Consider the following 18,775-nt stretch of genomic DNA (forward strand, 5'->3'; position numbering starts at 1 on the left):
TGGGGACAAACCGGGCGTCTGCCGCGGTCATCGGAGGTGGGCGAAGTCGTCCACTCCCTGGTCCTCCTCGGCGAGCGAGAACGAGGCGACGGCCCGGGTCACCATGCCGGTGGCCAACAGTACGGCCACCGACACGGTGAAGGCCATGCCGCACAGGAACGCGAGCACCAGGGCGACCACGGCTCACGCCTCGCTCTCGCTCATGTCGTCCTCCGTCGTGCTCGTCCGTGTGGATGGAGAGCCGCGAGGAGCCGATTCAGGACCGAGAGCGGGCGGTCACCGTCAGCGGCGCGGCGTGTCCGGTCCGGTGTCGGGCTCCGAGCGGAGCACGTCCTCGCGGGTCTCGTCGTACCGCGCGTCGCCGGGCTGGTCGCCCGGCGTGTCGCCGTACTGCACGTTGCCGTTCTCGTCCGTCACGGCGCGCTCGCCGACGTGGTGCTCGTGCTGCTCCCCGGCCAGCGGTCGATCGGCGGTCTCGTTCCGGTGCACCACGTTGCCGTCCTTGTCGGTGGTGACGTCCGGGTCGATCTCGTCCGCCTTCGACAGGCGGTGATCGGCGTGCTGCTTGGTCTCGTTGGCCTCGTGCTCGAGGTCCTTCGCCTGACGCTCGAGTCGCTCGGCGTCGAGGCGCGCCTGATCGGCGTCGGCCCGAGCCGCGGCGGCGCCCGCCGCGGTCTGGTTCGCGGTGACCGAGGCCTCCCGAGCCTCGTCGCGCAGCTGCGCGGCCTCCTCGCGGTGACGGCGCTCCTGCTCCAGTCGGCGCTCCTCCTTGGCCTTGCTCCCCCTCTTCGCCAGCGCGGCCACGAGCGCCAGCAGCAGCAGGACCGCCACGACGGCGATCAGGATCCAGACCCAGGTGTCGACGTTGTCCATCGCACTTCTCCGTCCGCGGGCCGCGGCTGCGTCGGTCGACGCTGGTGCGCCGGGCCCTCTCATTCCTTGGTACCGCAGTCGAGACGAAGCCGCTCGTCGGATGAATCGGGGTCAGGTGGTCTCCGCGTCGCCCGCGAACGCTGCCTGGAGGTCGCGGATCGTGGTGGCGAGGACGCCGGAGGCGAGGAGCCCGGAGCCGAGTGGTCCGGAGGAGTCCTCGCCGAGTCGCGGCAGAGTCGCAAGGGCGGCACGAACCTCGTCCGTCATGTGCTCGAGCTGCCAGCGGACCTCGTCCTGGCGTGCGGCCTCGGGATCGCTCGCGGCCAAGGACGCTGCCTTCGCCGCGTAGGCGGCCGCACCCAGGGCATGCGCCCCCATGTGGGCAACGCCCGAGGCCTGTCCGGCGGCGTAGGCGGCCGCGACGGCGGCGGGGCTGCGAGCCGACTTCGAGGCTCGGTTGGCGACGAAGCGATCCCGGATCTGCGAGGCGGCGTCGAGCTCGCCCCGTCCGAAAGCCCGAGCGCGGGCGATCCCGTCGCGCGCTCGGTCGTCGTCCGGGGCCTCGGCCTCGAAGAGCGGCAGGAGGCGCTCGGCGCAGTCCGCGGCCCAGAGCGCGACGAGACGTCGGTCGGACTCGCTGAGTGCCTGAGGAGACGCCATGAGCTCACTCTGGCACGCGGGTCGGACAGCGCCTCAGGCGAAGGGACCGTCGAGGAGCGCCCACTGAATCAGCATGATCGTCTTGGCGTCGAGGATGTCGGTCCCGATCGCGGCGCGCGCCTCGTCGATGCCGAGCTCGACGATCTCGATGTCCTCGCCCTCGTGGGCGACGCCGTGGCGGGTCCCGTGCGCGTCGTCCGAGCGGTAGGGCGCGGCGAAGAAGTGGAGCCGCTCCGTGACGGAGCCGGGGCTCATGAACACGTCGAAGACGTGCTGCACGGGCCCGACCTCGATGCCGGTCTCCTCGGCGGCCTCCCGCCTGATCGCGGCCTCGGCGTCGTCCTCGTCGAGCAGTCCCGCGGCGGTCTCGATCAGCATCCCGTCGGGGTGGCCGTTGACGTAGACGGGGAAGCGGAACTGCCGCGTCAACAGGACGGTCCTGGCGTCCGGGTCGTAGAGCAGGATCGTCGCGCCGTCCCCACGGTCGTAGGTCTCGCGTCGCTCGGTGCGCCACGTGCCGTCGGACATCCGCTGCTCGAACGTCGTCGCCCGCAGGACGTACCAGTCGTTCGCGAGCACCTCGACGTCTTTCACGACGACGTCGGGGTTGCGGTCCAAGTCGCGTCCGGTGAGGTGCAGTCCGGTGCGCCCCCGGCGGTCCGGCGTATCGATTCCGGCGGTCATCGGGCGTTCGCGATCAGTCTCAGCATGCTGACGATCGTAGATTTGCGCGCAAATTACATAGGTGTCATTTGTTCCACAGGACTGTTCACAGATGGGGACAACCGCCGATCTGCGGGAGTGCGGGTTCGACCGCGCCCGGAGATCATGGAGGGGTGCCGGCGTACGAGAGCTGGGCCAGCAGCGACGCATCTCGCAAGGTCATGCAGGCCAACCGAGCGCGCGACACCGCACCAGAGCTGGCGGTTCGCCGTCTGCTTCACGCTGCCGGTCTCCGGTACCGCGTCGCGCACCGTCCCGAGCCATCTCTTCGCCGCACGGCCGACATCGTGTTCACGCGGCAGCGCGTCGCAGTCTTCATCGACGGTTGCTACTGGCACGCGTGCCCGGAGCACGGAACCCAGGCGCGTGCGAACGCGGCCTATTGGTCGGAGAAGCTCGCCAGGAACGTGGCGCGGGACGCCGACACGAACGCTCGCCTCTCCGAGTTGGGATGGACTGTTCTGCGCTTCTGGGAGCACGAGGATCCGCACGCGGTCGCCGAGTCGATCTCAGACTACGTCACGCCCGCGAGGTGATCCGGGAGACATCGTCTCAACACCACCGAATCAGTTCGATTTCGTGGTGTCCCGGATGCTAAGCTGACGAACATGCGTTCGAGCTCGCCTGCATTCACCTTCATCGATCTCTTCGCGGGAATCGGAGGCTTTCACGCGGCGATGAAGGCGCTCGGCGGGGAGTGCGTCTACGCGGTCGAGATCGATAGGCAGGCCGCGCGTGTCTACGAGGCCAACTGGGGTCATCCCGCACTCGGCGACATTACCCAGGACGCCGATGACGACCTCGGCGTGATGAACGTGCCGCCCCACGACGTCTTGTGTGCGGGCTTCCCGTGCCAGCCCTTCTCGAAGTCGGGCGCCCAGCGCGGCATGGACGAGACGCGAGGGACGCTCTTCTTCAACATCGCGTCGATCATCAAGGCCCACCGTCCCTCAGTCGTGATGCTCGAGAACGTCCGTAACCTCATCGGGCCGCGCCACGAGCACGAGTACGACGTGATCATCGAGACGCTTCGGGATCTGGGCTACCACGTCTCGGACGTGCCGACCGTGTTCTCTCCGCATCTACTCCCGCCGTCGCTCGGGGGTGCGCCTCAGGTGCGCGAGCGCGTGTTCATCACGGCAACCTATGCCCCGGACCAAGTACGGATGGACCTCGAGCATGGTGGCCCGCTGCCGGCCGTGACCATGGCGGATCGGTTCGAAGGCTTCGAGCCCAAGCGCGACTGGCACATCGAAGATCTACTCGACGACACGCACAACGTGCCCGGCTGCGAGCTCACCGACACCGAGATGCATTGGATCAACGCCTGGGACGAGTTCGTGCAGATCATGCGGCCGCTCATGGGCGGCAGGCACCTGCCCGGCTTCCCAATCTGGGCCGACGCCTGGCTCGACTTCCCGGAGATGGCCCGTATCAACTGGTCGGCCAAGTCGATCAAGATCCCTGCGGCAGTGACGACGCCCGCCATCGACCCATCCCTCCCGGCGTGGAAGCAGAGCCACCTCCGCAAGAACTACGACCTCTTCGAGCGCCACTTCAGGGACATCATCCCGTGGGCTCACCAGTGGAAGCTCTACAGCGACGTGTTCCCGCCGTCTCGGCGCAAGCTCGAGTGGCAGGCGCAGGACAGCAAGTCCCTCTGGGAGACCGTGATGCACCTGCGCCCGTCTGGCCTTCGCGCCAAGAAGCCCAACTACCTGCCGGCGCTCGTGGCGATCACTCAGACGTCGATCGTGGGCAGTCGCGAGCGACGAATCTCACCGAGGGAGACCGCCCGCCTGCAGGGCCTGCCGGACAGCTTCATCTTCCCGGACCAGCCCGACTCGGCGACCTACAAGCAGATGGGCAACGGCGTGAACGTCGGTGCTGTGTGGCATGTGTTCAAGCAGCACGTCCTCCGGGATCGAGCGCTGCTTCGGGCGAGTGACATCGGTCGTGTGCTCGTCTCTGTGGTGGAGGCGTCACCCAATCATCCTGCAGCGATGCTGGAGGGTCACGTCCCCGCTCTGCATCGCGGAGGCAACTAACTAGCGGAACGATCCGTCCAACGTTCGCACCCCCGGTGAGACCAACTGGTATCTATGGGGCATGGGACGAGTCGCAGTCGATCAGATTTGGCCTGACGGCCGTCTCACGCACGACGTCGACACGACCCTTCCCCAACGGGTGCGGCACGAGTTGCTCCTCAAAGCGATTCCTGGCGCAACGCTTGAACGATTCGCAGGCGTCTGGGTGGTTCGCTTCGAGGATCAGGTGATTCTCAGCAAGCAGGTCACTTATCTCGGACGGCCATGGCAGACGTTCAAGAAGCGGATCCAGATTCCTGGCTACTGGCTTGATGTTCATCGGGCGGCGGTGACCGAGGGCCTCACGCCACGCTTCATCGGCACTTACCACTACGGCTCTACGACGATCTTCGTCGACTTCGACCCCGTGACCTATGTCCTGGGGAAGGCAAACAACTCGTCCGCCCACGTATCCACCAATGACCTGTTCCAGGCCCAGACACTCGGGCAGTTCTCTCGTCAGGACCGAAATGGCAACCGACTTACGAGCGTGCGAGCTGACGAGTTCGCCGCGTACCTGCTGAAGGGCTACGAAGAACAGGATCCTTACGTCGTGACTCTCGATGGCTTCAGTGCCTCACTGCTTAACGGCTCGAGAATTGAGGCGCTCGACGCGGTCCAGGAGATGCACGCGGATGGTTGGCCGGACGCGTTCCAGAACGAATGGGCGGGCTTCTACGTTGAGTTTCGACTGAGCAAGTACCTCGCTGGGCATGGTGTCCGAAGTATCAGGGTTCAGAAGGAGAAGCGTAGAGGCTCGTTCGACTACGACCTGCAGTTCCTCGGCAACGGTTCGGTCGAGTACTACGGGGATCTGAAGGCTTCGAACGTCGATGTCGCCGATAGCCCTGGGAATGACGCTGCGACGTTTTTCCGCTGCCTCAATGAGTTCGGGCGCTTCTGGTACGTCGTGTACGAGCACCAGACCTGGCATGCGCGCGACAATGAGAACCGCGCGACGATCGCTTGGAACGACTGGCGCCGGTCAGTAGGCCACGTCGGTCGAAAGGCGGTCTACGACCCGCTCTCGTACGCCTCTCGCTTCAAGGAAGCGGTTCGGTTCGTGGGCGTGAAGATCCTTGAGGTCAACGCCGCGAATGTCAACATCGTGCTCGGGGACTTTCAGAAGGACTTCAGGCAACCCGACGGCAAGCCACGAAACGGCAAGGTCATGATCAAGAAGAGGGACATCGACAACTTCCTGATCTACTCGAAGTCGATCGATCTCCCAGCCCGGGTCTAGCGCAAGAAGCCGCTGACACGTCGGACCGATGCGCTCACTCTGACGGAGAACACACCAGGCTCTCAGGCACGGAGGTGCCGGTCGTAGTTTGCGGCGACCGCGCACTCCTAGGAGGGTGATCCACGATGATCTGAACCGAAGGGCTCTCGGCGAGGTCTGGGGACGCCCTTCGCCACGGGCTCTGCAGCATCAGGAAGACGGCCGGGAACGAGTCCCGCCGGTTTCGGAAAGTGGTGGAGCCTAGGGGACTCGAACCCCTAACCCCCTGCTTGCAAAGCAGGTGCGCTACCAATTGCGCCAAGGCCCCGTGGTGGGTGTGTCAGACGGAGTCGCTGTGCTGCGCCCAGGGATCGGGCTGCGCAGCGGCCTTGCGGCGGCTGGAGAACCAGACGGCTCCTGCGACCGCGAGTGCCAGGGTGAGGATCTTCTTCACGTCGATTCCTCCTTCGGTGGGCCTAGATGGACTTGAACCATCGACCTCTTCCTTATCAGGGAAGCGCTCTAACCGAGCTGAGCTATAGGCCCCGGGCAGCAATAGAAGAGATTACCCGAAGGTCCCCGGCGAGTTCCAATCGGGTCGGCGAGTGGTGGATCACGTGCCGTCCAGTGACGCAGAACGGCCCGCCACTCGGTGAGTGGCGGGCCGTTTCGCGCCACTCGCGGGGAGGGGCGGCTGCAGGCGTTACTGGCGCTCGCCGAACGTCATCTCGATGCCGCCGAGGATGCCGGAGGCGAGGTTGTAGAGGTGGGCGGCGATCGTGGCGAGGGCCGTCATGAAAATGACGTTGAGGCTCGACACGAGGAGCGTCAGGCCGACGACCCGGCCGAAGCCCAGGTACTCGGTGATGTCGAAGCCGGAGGCGTCGTCGGCGAGCACGTTGGAGACGCTGTCGTTCAGCGCGCCCCAGACGCCGGTGATCTGCATGACCAGCCAGAACACGGTGACCGCGACGACGCTGACCACCATGAGCGCCACCGAGACGACGAACGCCATCTTCGTGACGCTCCACGGCTCGACGTGGCTGAGCTTGAGGCGCGCGGAGCGACCCGAGGCCGCCGGAGCGGTCTTCGTGACCTCGCCCGCGGACTCTGCCTGCTTCGGCGCCTTCTTGGGCTCGGGCTTCTGCTTCTTGGCCGGAGCCGGCTTCGGCTCCGCCTTCTGCTGAGGCTTCGCGGCGGGAGCCGTCGCAGGAGCCGCGGCCGGCGCAGCAGCCGGAGCGGCAGCAGCCTGCGTGGACGCCGACGCCGCGGCAGCCGCGCCACCGGCAGCCGCACCCGCACCCTTCGGCGCCGGAGCAGCCTTGGCCTCGGGACGCGAGGGGGCCTTCTTCGGCTCGGCCTTCTTCGGCTCAGGCTTCGCCGCCGGCTGGGCCGGCACGGCCTTCATCGTCTGGGTGGGACGGTCGTCGGCCGACGGCGCGGGCGCCTTCGGCGGCGCCGGCTGGTCGTCACGGACCGCCGGGATCACCGAGGTCGTGTCGGGCGACGCCTGGGTGGTGCGCGCGTACTCCGCCTTGCTCAGCGGCCGGCGCGCGGTGACCGAAGGGGTCGTCCCGTTCGCCTTGGCGTTCTTGGCAGGCATGCCGTTCTGCTGACCGTTCTCCGGCTTCTGCTCACTCACTGTCGTCCCCGCTCGCGTTCGACTGCTCGGCCGTCTCGTCGTTCTCGTCCGTGTTCTCCGGGGTGGCGACCTCGGTGTTCCGGGCGATGGTGACCACGCGGTCGTTGCCCTTGAACTTCACGAAACTCACTCCCATCGTGCCACGGCCCTTCACAGGAACGCCGGACACGAGGCTGCGTGTGATCTGTCCGGACTCGGTCACGCTGATGACGTCGTCGGTGTCACGAAGCACCAGACCGCCCACCAGCTCGCCGCGCGACTCGGTGATCTGCATGGCCTTGATGCCCAGGCCGCCGCGGCCCTGGACGCGGTACTCGTCGATGCGCGTCTTCTTGGCGTAGCCGCCGTCGGTGACGGTGAAGACGTACAGCTTCTGGCTGTCGTCGTCCTCGCCCTCGCCCTCCTCGTCGGCGCCGGCCTTGATGACCGTCATCGACAGCAGGGAGTCGTCGTCGCGGAACTTCATGCCCGTGACGCCGGAGGTGGCGCGGCCCATGGGACGCAGCTGCTCGTCGTCGGCGCGGAAGCGGATCGACTGCGCCTTGCGGCTGATCAGCAGGATGTCGTCCTCGGGCGAGACCAGCTCGGCCCCGACCAGCTCGTCGTCCTCGTCGCGGAAGTTGATCGCGATGACGCCGGCCTGGCGCGGGCTGTTGTAGTCCGTGAGGCGCGTCTTCTTCACGAGGCCGCGCTTCGTGGCGAGCACCAGGTAGGGCGCCTGCTCGTAGTCGCGGACCGCCAGCACCTGGGCGATCTCCTCGTCGGGCAGGAACGCCAGCAGACCGGCCACGTGACCGCCGCGCGCGTCGCGACCGCCCTCGGGAAGGTGGTACGCCTTCGCGCGGTAGACCCGGCCCGCCGTGGTGAAGAACAGGATCCAGTGGTGCGCGGTCGTGGAGAACACGTGCTCGACGACGTCCTCGCCGCGCAGCGACGCACCCCGCACGCCCTTGCCGCCGCGGTTCTGCACGCGGTAGAGCTCGGTCTTCGTGCGCTTGGCGTAGCCGCCCTTGGTGATCGTGACGACGAGCTCCTCGTCGGGGATCAGGTCCTCGTCCGAGAGGTCGCCGTCGGCCGCGATGATGCGCGAGCGGCGGTCCTCGCCGTACTTCGCGACGATCTCGGCCAGCTCCTCGCCGACGATCTCGCGCTGACGCTTCTCGCTGGCCAGGATCGCCTTGTACTCGGCGATCTCGGCCTCGATCTCGCCGAGCTCGTCGATGATCTTCTGACGCTCGAGCGCGGCCAGGCGACGCAGCTGCATGTCGAGGATCGCGGTGGCCTGGAGCTCGTCGATGTCGAGCAGCTCCATCAGGCCGTGGCGGGCCTCGTCGACCGTGGGGCTGCGACGGATCAGCGCGATCACGTCGTCGAGCTGGTCGAGGGCCTTCACGAGGCCACGCAGGATGTGGGCGCGCTCCTCGGCCTTGCGCAGGCGGTACTCGGTGCGACGACGGATGACGTCGACCTGGTGGCGGATCCAGTGCGAGATGAAGCCGTCGAGGGTCAGCGTGCGCGGGACGTCGTCGACGATCGCGAGCATGTTGGCGCTGAAGTTGGTCTGCAGGTCGGTGTGCTTGTAGAGGTTGTTCAGCACGACCCGGGCCACGGCGTCGCGGCGCACCTCGATGACGATGCGGCGGCCGGCGCGGTCGCTGGACTCGTCGCGCAGGTCGGAGATGCCCTGCACGCGGCCCGTCTGCGCCAGGTCAGCGATCTTGCGCATCAGCGCGTCCGGGTTCACCTGGTACGGCAGCTCGGAGACGACGAGCTGGATGCGGCCCTTCGTGTCCTCCTCGATGTTCACCACGGCGCGCATCGGCACTGAGCCACGGCCCGTGCGGTACATCTCCTCGATGCCGTGGGTTCCGACGATGAGGCCGTCGGTGGGGAAGTCGGGGCCCTTGATGCGGGCCAGCAGCGCCTCGAGGAGCTCTTCGCGAGACGCGTCGGGGTGCTCGAGGGCCCACTGCACGCCCTCGGCGACCTCGCGGAGGTTGTGCGGCGGGATGTTGGTGGCCATGCCGACGGCGATGCCGGCCGAGCCGTTGACCAGCAAGTTCGGGATGCGCGCCGGCAGGACGGTGGGCTCCTGCGAGCGGCCGTCGTAGTTCGGCTTGAAGTCGACGGTCTCCTGCTCGATGTCGCGGAGCATCTCCATCGCGATGGGCGCGAGCTTGCACTCGGTGTACCGCATCGCGGCGGCCGGGTCGTCGCCCGGCGAGCCGAAGTTGCCCTGGCCGCTGATCATCGGCGCGCGCATCGACCACGGCTGCGCCAGACGCACGAGGGTGTCGTAGATCGCCGAGTCGCCGTGCGGGTGGTACTGACCCATGACGTCACCGACGATGCGGCTGCACTTGTTGAAGCCGCGGTCGGGGCGGTAGCCGCCGTCGTACATCGCGTACAGGACACGACGGTGCACCGGCTTGAGGCCGTCGCGCACGTCGGGCAGCGCGCGCGCCACGATCACGCTCATCGCGTAGTCGATGTACGAACGCTGCATCTCGTCCTGCAGCTCGACCGGTTCGATGCGGTCGCGCTCGATCGGGGTGTCGGTCACTTCTGTGTCCTTCTGTCTGTGGCCGGGCTACGCAGCGCGCCGCCGACCACCGGGGAGGTGGAGGTCAGATGTCGAGGAAGCGGACGTCCTTGGCGTTCCGCTGGATGAACGAGCGTCGCTGGTCGACGTCCTCGCCCATGAGGATCGTGAAGATCTCGTCGGCCACGGCGGCGTCGGCGAGGGTGACCTGGCGCAGCAGGCGGCCGTCGGGATCCATCGTGGTCTCCCACAGCTCGCTGGCGTTCATCTCGCCGAGACCCTTGTAGCGCTGCACCGGGGCCTCCTTGGGCAGGCGGTAGCCGGCCTCGGTGCCCGCGGCGACCACCGCGTCGCGCTCGGCGTCGGAGTACGCCAGCTCGTGCGCGTGGTTCGTCCACTTGACCTTGTACAGCGGGGGCTGCGCGAGGAACACGTGGCCGGCGTCGATGAGCGGCTTCATGAACCGGAACAGCAGGGTCAGCAGCAGCGTGGTGATGTGCTGGCCGTCGACGTCGGCGTCGGCCATCAGCACGATCTTGTGATAGCGCAGCTTGGCGATGTCGAAGTCCTCGTGGACGCCGGTGCCGAGGGCGCTGATGATCGCCTGGACCTCGGTGTTCTGCAGGATCTTGTCGATCCGCGCCTTCTCGACGTTGAGGATCTTGCCGCGCAGGGGCAGGATCGCCTGGGTCGCGGGATCGCGGCCGTTGCGGGCCGAGCCGCCGGCGGAGTTGCCCTCCACCACGAAGATCTCGCACTCCTCCGGGTTGCGGCTGGAGCAGTCCACCAGCTTGCCCGGGAGGCCGCCGCCGGAGCCGAAGCCCTTGCGGTTGCGGGCGAGGTCGCGCGCCTTGCGGGCGGCCACGCGCGCCGCGGCGGCGTCGATCGACTTGCGGACGATGTTCTTGCCCTCGGCGGGGTTGCGCTCGAACCAGGCGCCGAGCTCGTCGTTCAGCACCTGTTGGACGAAGCCCTTGGCCTCGGTGTTGCCGAGCTTGGTCTTGGTCTGGCCCTCGAACTGCGGCTCGGCGAGCTTGACCGAGATGATCGCGGTGAGGCCCTCGCGGATGTCGTCGCCGGTGAGGCGGTCTTCCTTCTTCTTGATGAGATTGTTGGTCTCGGCGAAGCGGTTGACCGTGGTGGTCAGCGCCGCGCGGAATCCCTCCTCGTGCGTGCCGCCCTCGTGCGTGTTGATCGTGTTGGCGAAGGTGTGGACCGACTCGCTGAAGCTGTCGTTCCACTGCATCGCGAGCTCGAGCGACAGGCCGTTCGCCTCGTCCTCGCGCTCGAGGTTGATGACGTCGCGGTGGATCGGCGCCTTGCTGCCGACGTTGATGTGGTTGACGTAGTCGACCAGGCCGCCGTCGTAGCGGAACGTGACCTCGCGCTCGACGTCGTCGGCGACGCCGTTGGGGTCGTCCTCGCCCTCGTGGCGCTCGTCGCGCAGCGTGATCTCGAGGCCCTTGTTGAGGAACGCCATCTCACGGAAGCGCGTCTTGAGCGTCTCGTACTCGTAGGTGGTGGTCTCGAAGATGTCGGCCGAGGCGTAGAACGTGGTGGTGGTGCCGGTCTCGTCGGTGGCCTCGCCGCGCTCGAGGGGAGCGTCCGGGACTCCGTAGGTGAACGACTGGGTCCAGCGGTAGCCGTCGCGCTTGACCTCGACGTGCATCTTCGTGGAGAGCGCGTTCACGACCGAGACGCCGACGCCGTGCAGACCACCGGACACCTTGTAGCCGCCGCCGCCGAACTTGCCGCCGGCGTGCAGCGAGGTGAGCACCAGCGTGACCGCGGGGATCTTCTCCTCGGGGTGCTCGTCGACCGGGATGCCACGGCCGTCGTCGACGACCTTGACGCCGCCGTCGGCCTGCAGCACCACCTGGATGTTGGTCGCGTAGCCGGCGAGGGCCTCGTCGACCGAGTTGTCGACGACCTCGTAGACGAGGTGGTGCAGGCCCCGCTCACCGGTGGAGCCGATGTACATGCCGGGTCGCTTGCGGACCGCCTCGAGCCCTTCCAGGACCTGGATGTTGCTCGCGTCGTACGTGCTGGGTGTCTCGGGCGCCTGGGTCACTGAACCAGTATACGGGGCCATTCTGTGCGTCTCACGGCACGACACCTTCTGTGGAGCGTTGTTCCTTCATCCACAAGTGCCGCTGAACGGCGCTAGAAGGCCGCTGGGAGTCACGACAAGGGGGTCGATCAAGGTTCCCATCGTCCACGAGCCTTCTGGGGCGTCCGCGAGGCTCTCCGCAACCTGGCTGTCACCCACGGTCTGGGAAAGTGGAGGGGTGAGCTCCACGACCCGCGTCCCGTCACGGGTGTCGGGGCCGGCGCTGGTGGTCGGCGCCGCCGCCGTCACCGCGTTCGTCGTGCTCGTGCGCGTCGCCCTGATGTCCGAGCGCGGCCAGGCCGCCGACGAGCACGCGATGCTCACGGTGGCAGCCGGGCGCGAGGCCGAGCTGACCCTGCTGTCGATCCTGGGACGCGTGCCGATCTGGTCCGCCGCGACGCTCGCGGTCGTGTGCCTGCTGCTGGCCGCCCGGCGCCACCACTGGCGCGCCGTCATCGGCGCGGCGGTCGTGATCGTGGGCGCGAACGTCACCACGCAGGTCCTCAAGCAGGGTGTCCTCGAGCGGCCCGACCTCGGGTACGGCTTCCACAACTCCCTGCCGAGCGGGCACGTCACGGTGGCCGCGTCGGTCGTCGCCGCGCTGATGCTGGTCGTGCCGGCGGGGGCGCGGGCCGCCGTGGCGGGACTCGGCACGTTCGCCGTCGGGCTGACCGGCCTCTCGACGATCGTCGCGGGGTGGCACCGGCCCGCCGATGTCGTCGCTGCGCTCGTGGTCGCGCTCGGCTGGTTCGCGGTGGCCGTCGTGGTGCAGGGCGGTCGTCGGGCGAGGGCTCGGGCCGTGCTGCCCACTGCGCTGGTCGGCGCCGTCGCCGCCCTGATCGCGATCGTGCTGATCGGCGTGCGTCCGGTGGAGGGGATGGACGGCTTCGTCGACGCCTCCCTGGTGCTCGGCGCCGTCGCCTCGGTCACCGCTGTCACGGTGTCGGCGATGGCCTGGATCGCGCCCGACGCCTGAGCCCGCGCCTCCGGGGGTGACGAACGATGAGGCATTGCGCCCCGCTGGGGTACCCGAATGCCTCATCCTGCGTGCTCACCCGTAGGTGTCGCGCGGACCGCGGCCCTTCACCGAGCGGCGGCCCTTCTTCCAGCTCGGCGCCTGCGGACCCCGGACGTCGATCCGCAGCACCTGGCCGTCGCCGAGCTCCTCGTTGAGCTTGGCCACCAGGCGCGGGGCGAGCAGCTTGAGCTCCTTGGCCCACGCGGTCGAGGAGGTCTCGAGGTGCACGACACCGTCGGAGAAGCTGTCGACCCTGCAGTGCTGCGCCACCTCGGGGCCCACGATCGCGGCCCAGTCGGAGAACACCCGCGACGCGGCGAGCCGGTCGTTCCAGCCCTGGTTCTGCACCATCTCGCCGAGGACTTCGCCCAGTGCGACGGCGTCCTCGCGGCCGCCGCGACGCGGTGGGGCGTTGCGGCGCATCGGCCGGCGGGTGCGAGCGGGCGGCGCGTTGCCGTTGCGGTAGGCGTCGGCGATCTCGCGCGCGAGGCGCAGGACGTCGTCGTCAGCCACGCGGGGTCACCACCGCGGCCGCGACGTCGAACGACTGGCCCACCAGCTCGGGCGGCACGTCGCCCTCGACCGCCGCCGTCACCAGGACCTGCTCGGCCGTGGCCACCCGCGCGGCCAGCCGCGAGCGTCGATCGCTGTCGAGCTCGGCGAACACGTCGTCGAGGATGAGGATCGGGTCGTCGCCCTCTTCGCGCAGCAGCGCGAACGCCGCCAGTCGCAGGGCCAGCGCGAGCGACCACGACTCACCGTGGCTCGCATATCCCTTCGCGGGAAGCGCGCCGATCGAGAGCAGCACGTCGTCGCGGTGCGGACCGACGAGGCTGATGCCGCGCTCGAGCTCCTCGCGCCGGCGGCGACCGATCTCGTCGAGCAGCGCCTTGGCGATGTCGTCGGGATCGCGCAGGTCCTGCACCCCCTCGACCGAGGGCTTGTAGTCCAGCGCAACGACCTGCCGGTCCGCGGCAGCGCCGGCCGCGACGTCGCGGTACGCGTCGGTGGCGTGCGGGGCCAGGGCGTCGAGGAGCGCGAGCCGCGCCGCGACCAGCTGGCCGCCGACCCGCGCGAGGTTCTCGTCCCAGATGTCCAGCGTGGAGATCTCGATGTTGCTGCGGCGGCCGGCGGTCTTCAGCAGGGTGTTGCGCTGCTTGAGCACCCGGTCGTAGTCGGCCTTCGCACCGGCCAGGCGCGGCGTGCGCATGACGATGAGGTGGTCGAGGAAGCGGCGGCGGTCGGACGGGTCGCCCTTCACGAGGGCCAGGTCCTCGGGGGAGAACAGCACGGTGCGCGCGATCCCGACGAGGTCGCGCACACGCGGCAGCGGGTTGCCGTTCACCCGCGCGCGGTTCGACTTGCCCGGCGTGATCTCGAGCTCGAGCAGCGCGGAGCGGTCCTCGCGCTGCAGTTGCGCGCGCACGATCGCGCGGTCGGCGCCGGCGCGCACGAGCGGAGTGTCGGAGGAGACGCGGTGCGAGTCCAGCGTGGCGAGGTAGTCGATCGCCTCCACGAGGTTGGTCTTGCCCTGGCCGTTGGCGCCGATGAAGGCCACCGGACCCGCGGCCAGCTCGATCGCGACCGAGGCGTAGGACCGGAAGTCGGTCAGCTCGAGCCGGGTCACGTGCATGCGCCCAGCCTACGGCCGGCGAGATCTGTAGCGGTGTCCACCTGTTTCAGCCGATTTCGGCGCTGAAAGGGTAGATACCGCCACAGATCTGGGTCGCGGGAGCGACAGGATCAGGCCGGCGGGACGTCGGGGCTCTCCTGGGCGGCGCGGACCGCGTGGCCGCCGAACTGCTGCCGCATCGCGGCGACGGCCTGCATCGCGGCCGACTCGTCCTGGCGCGAGACGAAGCGCGCGAAGAGCGAGGCGGCGATCGTGGGGGCGGGCACCGCGTTGGCGATCGCGGCCTCGACGGTCCAGCGACCCTCGCCCGAGTCCTCGGCGTAGCCGCGGACCTTCGACAGGCCCGGATCCTCCTCGAGCGCCTTGACCAGCAGGTCGAGCAGCCACGAGCGCACGACCGTGCCGACGCGCCAGGAGTCGAGCACCTCGGTGACGTTCTCGACCATGTCGACGGCCTCGAGCAGCTCGTAGCCCTCGGCGTAGGCCTGCATCATCGCGTACTCGATGCCGTTGTGGACCATCTTGCTGAAGTGGCCGGCGCCCACACGGCCCGCGTGCACGAAGCCGTTCTCGGCATCGGGACGCAGTGCGTCGAACGCGGGCTGGACCTTCGCGATGTCGTCGGCGTCGCCGCCGGCCATCAGCGCGTAGCCGTTCTCGAGGCCCCAGACGCCGCCGCTCACGCCGCAGTCGACGTAGCCGATGTTCTTCTCGGCCAGCTGCGCCGCGTGGATCTCGTCATCGGTCCAGCGCGAGTTGCCGCCGTCGACGACCACGTCGCCCTCGGAGAGCAGCTCCTTGAGCTCGGTGATCGTGCTGTGCGTGGGGTCCCCGTGCGGGACCATCACCCACACCACCTTGGGGCTGGGCAGCTGGTCGACCAGCTCGGCGAGCGACGTCACGTCGCTCAGCTCGGGATCGCGGTCGTAGCCGATGACCGTGAGGCCGGCATTGCGCATGCGTTCGCGCATGTTGCCGCCCATCTTTCCCAATCCGACGAGTCCGATGTGCATGGGCGCCTCCCGACGTCGTGGCGCGTTCAGTTCTGAAGACGAACCGGCATGATCAGGTAGCGGAACGCGCCATCGGGATCCGCTCCCACCTCCGCGACTCCGGACATCGCGGCGGGCTTGGTGTGCTGCGTGAAGGACAGGTGCACGACCGGCTCGGTCATGACCGACAGCCCTTCCAGCATGTAGTTCGGGTTGAAGCCGATCGAGATGTCGTTGCCCTCGATCGTGGCCTCGACGCTCTCGGAGGCCTGGGCCTCGTCGCCGCTGCCGGCCTCGAGGAGCACCTGGCCCTCGGAGAACGACAGCCGCACGGGCGTGTTGCGCTCGGCCACGAGGGCCACGCGCTTCACGGCGTCGACGAGCGTCTGGGTGCCGACGTAGGCGACCGTCTCGGCCTGCGCCGTGAACAGCTGGCGCACGCGCGGGAAGTCGCCCTCGAGCAGACGGGTGGTGGTGCGGCGGACGCCGCCGCCGACCGTGCCCTCGAAGCCGATGAGGCCGTCGCCGGACTCGCTGGTGGAGACCGCGATCGTGATGTCGCCGCCTGCGGTGAGCGCCTTGGCGGTGTCGGACAGCACGCGGGCGGGCACGAGTGCACGCGCCGAGATGTCGGAGGCCTCGGGGTACCAGGCGAGGTCGCGCAGGCTGGCGCGGAACCGGTCGGTGGCCATGAGGGAGATCGTCGAGCCCTCGAGCTCGAGGCGGATGCCGGTGAGCAGCGGCAGCATCTCGTCGCGCGAGGCGGCGGCGCTGGCCTGGCCGACGGCGGTGGCGAAGTCCTCGGCCTTGACCGTGCCGGACGAGGTGGGCATCGCGGGGAGCTGGGGGTACTCGTCGACCGGCATCGTCTGCAGGCTGAAGCGCGAGCTGCCGCACGTGACTTGGACCTTGGTGCCGTCGTGGACGAGGTCGACGGGCTTGCCGGCAGGCAGCGCGCGGACGATCTCGGCGAGGAGGCGGCCCGAGACGAGCGCCTTGCCCTCGTCGCTGACCTCGGCGGGCAGCGTGGCGCGCGTGGAGGTGTCGTAGTCGAAGCCCGAGAGGTGCAGCTCGTCGCCGACCGTCTCCAGCAGCAGGCCCGTGAGCACCGGGACGCTCGGGCGGGTCGGCAGGCTGCGGGCGGTCCAGCCGACGGCGTCGGCGAGGGTGTCGCGATCGATGCGGAACTTCACGTTCGGAGGCCTCTCATTCGTCAGTCGAATCCTGCCACGGTGAGCGTTCTTCCACACCCATGGGTGCACGTGACTTCGACTCGGGTTTCGGTCTTTGTACTTTCCGTCGTCGTAGTAGGGGCTGTGGATTCGGTGGACAACCCTCGTTTGTGCTGCGCTGCGGGAAATCTGTCGGTGGATGAAGTTGTGGTTCGTGCAGTGGGGGGACTCGTCCGGGCTGTGGACGATCATCGCGTGTTCACATGTGATTCACATGCAGATCGCCCGGATGCACCGATGAGGGCCGTTCATGCACAGGCGTTTCCCCAGGTGTGGGCGCCGCAGCACGTCAAGACTGGCGAGCCTGCTGGCGGATGCGTGCCGTCAGCTCGGTGACCTGGTTGTAGACGGCGTGCTTCTCGGCCATGAGCTTGCGGATCTTGCGCTCGGCGTGCATCACCGTGGTGTGGTCGCGGCCGCCGAACTCGCTGCCGATCTGCGGCAGGGACATCTCGGTCAGCTCGCGGCACAGGTACATCGCGATCTGGCGGGCCAGGACGAGGTTGCGCGAGCGGTTGGGGCCGCACAGCTCCTCGATCGTGTACTCGGAGTAGGCCGCGGTCTGGGCCATGATCATGCCGGCGGTGATCTCGGGGTCGTCGCCCTCGGCGATCAGGTCCTTCAGCACGATCTGCGCGAGCTGGAGGTCGACCGTGGTGCCGTTGAGGTTGGCGAAGGCCGTGGCGCGGATGAGCGCGCCCTCGAGCTCACGGATGTTGGTCTGCACCTTGCTGGCGATGAACTCGAGCACGTCGGCCGGCGCCGTGAGCTTCTCGGTGGCGGCCTTCTTGCGCAGGATGGCGATGCGGGTCTCGAGGTCGGGCGGCAGCATCTCGGTCTGCAGCCCCCAGCTGAACCGGTTGCGCAGGCGCTCCTCGAGGGTGCGCAGCTCGGCCGGCGGCCGGTCGGACGTCATCACGATCTGCTTGTTCTCGTTGTGCAGCGCGTTGAAGGTGTGGAAGAACTCCTCCTGCGTCGCGTCCTTGTTCTCGATGAACTGGATGTCGTCGACGAGCAGGACGTCGATCTCGCGGTACTTGCGGCGCAGCGCGGGGGTGCGGTTCTCGCCGATGGCGTTGATGACGTCGTTCACGAACTCCTCGGAGCTGACGTAGCGGACGCGCGAGGAGGGGTAGAGATTGATGACGTAGTGACCGATGGCGTGCAGCAGGTGGGTCTTGCCCAGGCCGGAGTCGCCGTGGATGACGAGCGGGTTGTAGGCCTTGCCCGGCGCCTCGGCCGCGGCGACGGCGGCCGCGTGGGCGAAGCGGTTCGACGAGCCGATGACGAAGTTCTCGAACTGGTAGCGCGAGTTGAGCCGGGCCTCGGCGATGTTGGCGCGGTGCGTGGGGCCGGGGCCGCCCTGTCGCGCGGTGGGACGGCTGACCCAGCTGGGGGTCAGCGAGTCGTCGTCGTCCTCGAAGTCCTCGTCGCGGTCGACAAGACGATTTGTCGACTTGTCGCCTTCTGGCTCCTCCTCGACGGTGATGGGCCCGGACACCAGGTCGGGCGCCTCGTCGACGACGTCGGGATCGATCGTGACCACGAGGCGGATGTCCTCGCCGGCCTGGGTCGTCAGCGCCTGCTCGAGGGCCGGGCGCACGCGCGACTCGAGCTGGGCGCGCGAGAGGTCGTCGTGGACGGCGACGATGAGGATGCCGTTGTGCAGCGAGAGCGGCTTGGCCGCGTAGACGAAGACCTTGGCTCCGGGGGACAAGGTGGCGACGGAATCGCGCCAGACGGTCTCCAGCTCCAGCTCAGCCTCGTCGCGCACCGCACAGCCTTCCTTCCCACCCATGGCAGGACGTTTCCCGAGTTCTTCCCGGCATCGAGGTCGACCGACGACGGTTGTTCACACTGTTGTCCACACGTTGTGTATGAATCGGGTGGACGACACGTCCGTTCAGGGGAGGTGTCCTGTGGATATCCGGTGACGCTAGCAGCCGGTGCCGACCCGTCACAAGCGGGTTCGGCGATTTGTGGGGACGCTTCGGCGTGTCGCGTGGACGCCTTCTGCGGTTCAGGATAAGACTGGCCGCTT

Annotated in this window: 16 protein-coding genes and 2 tRNA genes; 4 read left to right on the forward strand and 14 right to left on the reverse strand. The window is 68.3% G+C overall.

The window, feature by feature from the left end; translation table 11 throughout:
- Positions 1–27 precede the first annotated feature (27 nt).
- The 4 genes from O3S82_RS16895 to O3S82_RS16910 form a co-directional block, all read right to left on the reverse strand.
- A complete protein-coding gene (locus O3S82_RS16895; protein ID WP_269304422.1) occupies positions 28–180 on the reverse strand; it encodes a hypothetical protein in 153 nt (50 codons plus the stop codon).
- 102 nt (positions 181–282) lie between these two features.
- Entirely contained in the window at positions 283–873 is a 591-nt protein-coding gene (locus O3S82_RS16900) for a hypothetical protein (RefSeq protein ID WP_269304423.1), read from the reverse strand.
- A gap of 111 nt (positions 874–984) precedes the next feature.
- Positions 985–1,533 (reverse strand): putative immunity protein, encoded by a 549-nt coding sequence (locus O3S82_RS16905; protein ID WP_269304425.1) that lies wholly within the window; start codon positions 1,531–1,533, stop codon positions 985–987.
- A 33-nt stretch (positions 1,534–1,566) separates the two neighbouring features.
- Entirely contained in the window at positions 1,567–2,217 is a 651-nt protein-coding gene (locus tag O3S82_RS16910) for an NUDIX domain-containing protein (RefSeq protein WP_269304427.1), read from the reverse strand.
- Between the two features lie 152 nt (positions 2,218–2,369).
- Between O3S82_RS16910 and O3S82_RS16915 the strand changes: the two genes are divergently transcribed.
- From O3S82_RS16915 to O3S82_RS16925, 3 genes are all read left to right on the forward strand, one after another.
- Positions 2,370–2,792 carry a very short patch repair endonuclease gene (locus O3S82_RS16915; protein ID WP_269304428.1) on the forward strand — a complete coding sequence of 141 codons (423 nt, stop codon included), beginning with the start codon at positions 2,370–2,372 and terminating at the stop codon, positions 2,790–2,792.
- A 72-nt stretch (positions 2,793–2,864) separates the two neighbouring features.
- Positions 2,865–4,304 (forward strand): DNA cytosine methyltransferase, encoded by a 1,440-nt coding sequence (locus O3S82_RS16920; RefSeq protein WP_269304430.1) that lies wholly within the window; start codon positions 2,865–2,867, stop codon positions 4,302–4,304.
- A 61-nt stretch (positions 4,305–4,365) separates the two neighbouring features.
- Entirely contained in the window at positions 4,366–5,586 is a 1,221-nt protein-coding gene (locus O3S82_RS16925; protein ID WP_269304432.1) for a hypothetical protein, read from the forward strand.
- Positions 5,587–5,817: 231 nt separating this feature from the next.
- Here the strand turns inward: O3S82_RS16925 and O3S82_RS16930 are convergent.
- The 5 genes from O3S82_RS16930 to gyrB form a co-directional block, all read right to left on the reverse strand.
- A tRNA-Ala gene (locus O3S82_RS16930) sits at positions 5,818–5,893 on the reverse strand.
- A 143-nt stretch (positions 5,894–6,036) separates the two neighbouring features.
- Positions 6,037–6,111 (reverse strand) — tRNA-Ile (locus tag O3S82_RS16935).
- Between the two features lie 157 nt (positions 6,112–6,268).
- Positions 6,269–7,168: a DUF3566 domain-containing protein gene (locus tag O3S82_RS16940; protein ID WP_269304434.1), complete on the reverse strand. Its 900-nt coding sequence runs from the start codon at positions 7,166–7,168 to the stop codon at positions 6,269–6,271.
- Positions 7,169–7,199: 31 nt separating this feature from the next.
- Positions 7,200–9,770 carry a DNA gyrase subunit A gene (gyrA, locus tag O3S82_RS16945; RefSeq protein ID WP_269304436.1) on the reverse strand — a complete coding sequence of 857 codons (2,571 nt, stop codon included), beginning with the start codon at positions 9,768–9,770 and terminating at the stop codon, positions 7,200–7,202.
- 64 nt (positions 9,771–9,834) lie between these two features.
- Positions 9,835–11,841, reverse strand: coding sequence for a DNA topoisomerase (ATP-hydrolyzing) subunit B (gene gyrB / locus O3S82_RS16950; RefSeq protein WP_179427384.1), 2,007 nt, complete (start codon positions 11,839–11,841; stop codon positions 9,835–9,837).
- Positions 11,842–12,037: 196 nt separating this feature from the next.
- Between gyrB and O3S82_RS16955 the strand changes: the two genes are divergently transcribed.
- Positions 12,038–12,835, forward strand: coding sequence for a phosphatase PAP2 family protein (locus tag O3S82_RS16955; protein WP_269304440.1), 798 nt, complete (start codon positions 12,038–12,040; stop codon positions 12,833–12,835).
- 75 nt (positions 12,836–12,910) lie between these two features.
- Here the strand turns inward: O3S82_RS16955 and O3S82_RS16960 are convergent, their stop codons facing one another.
- The 5 genes from O3S82_RS16960 to dnaA form a co-directional block, all read right to left on the reverse strand.
- Positions 12,911–13,390, reverse strand: coding sequence for a DUF721 domain-containing protein (locus O3S82_RS16960; RefSeq protein WP_269304443.1), 480 nt, complete (start codon positions 13,388–13,390; stop codon positions 12,911–12,913).
- The gene (gene recF, locus O3S82_RS16965; protein ID WP_269304445.1) at positions 13,383–14,510 is read right to left on the reverse strand and encodes a DNA replication/repair protein RecF; all 1,128 of its coding nucleotides are present in this window, start codon (positions 14,508–14,510) and stop codon (positions 13,383–13,385) included. The genes O3S82_RS16960 and recF overlap by 8 nt, the downstream gene beginning before the upstream one ends.
- A 110-nt stretch (positions 14,511–14,620) precedes the next feature.
- Positions 14,621–15,523, reverse strand: coding sequence for a phosphogluconate dehydrogenase (NAD(+)-dependent, decarboxylating) (gnd, locus tag O3S82_RS16970; protein ID WP_179427378.1), 903 nt, complete (start codon positions 15,521–15,523; stop codon positions 14,621–14,623).
- A 26-nt stretch (positions 15,524–15,549) separates the two neighbouring features.
- Complete coding sequence (dnaN, locus tag O3S82_RS16975; RefSeq protein ID WP_179427376.1) at positions 15,550–16,695, reverse strand: DNA polymerase III subunit beta; 1,146 nt, start codon at positions 16,693–16,695, stop codon at positions 15,550–15,552.
- A 328-nt stretch (positions 16,696–17,023) separates the two neighbouring features.
- On the reverse strand, positions 17,024–18,532 hold the full coding sequence (dnaA, locus tag O3S82_RS16980; RefSeq protein ID WP_179427373.1) for a chromosomal replication initiator protein DnaA: 1,509 nt from the start codon (positions 18,530–18,532) through the stop codon (positions 17,024–17,026).
- Between the last annotated feature and the right edge of the window lie 243 nt (positions 18,533–18,775).

The organism is Aeromicrobium sp. HA (assembly GCF_027171405.1).
GTDB lineage: Bacteria > Actinomycetota > Actinomycetes > Propionibacteriales > Nocardioidaceae > Aeromicrobium > Aeromicrobium tamlense.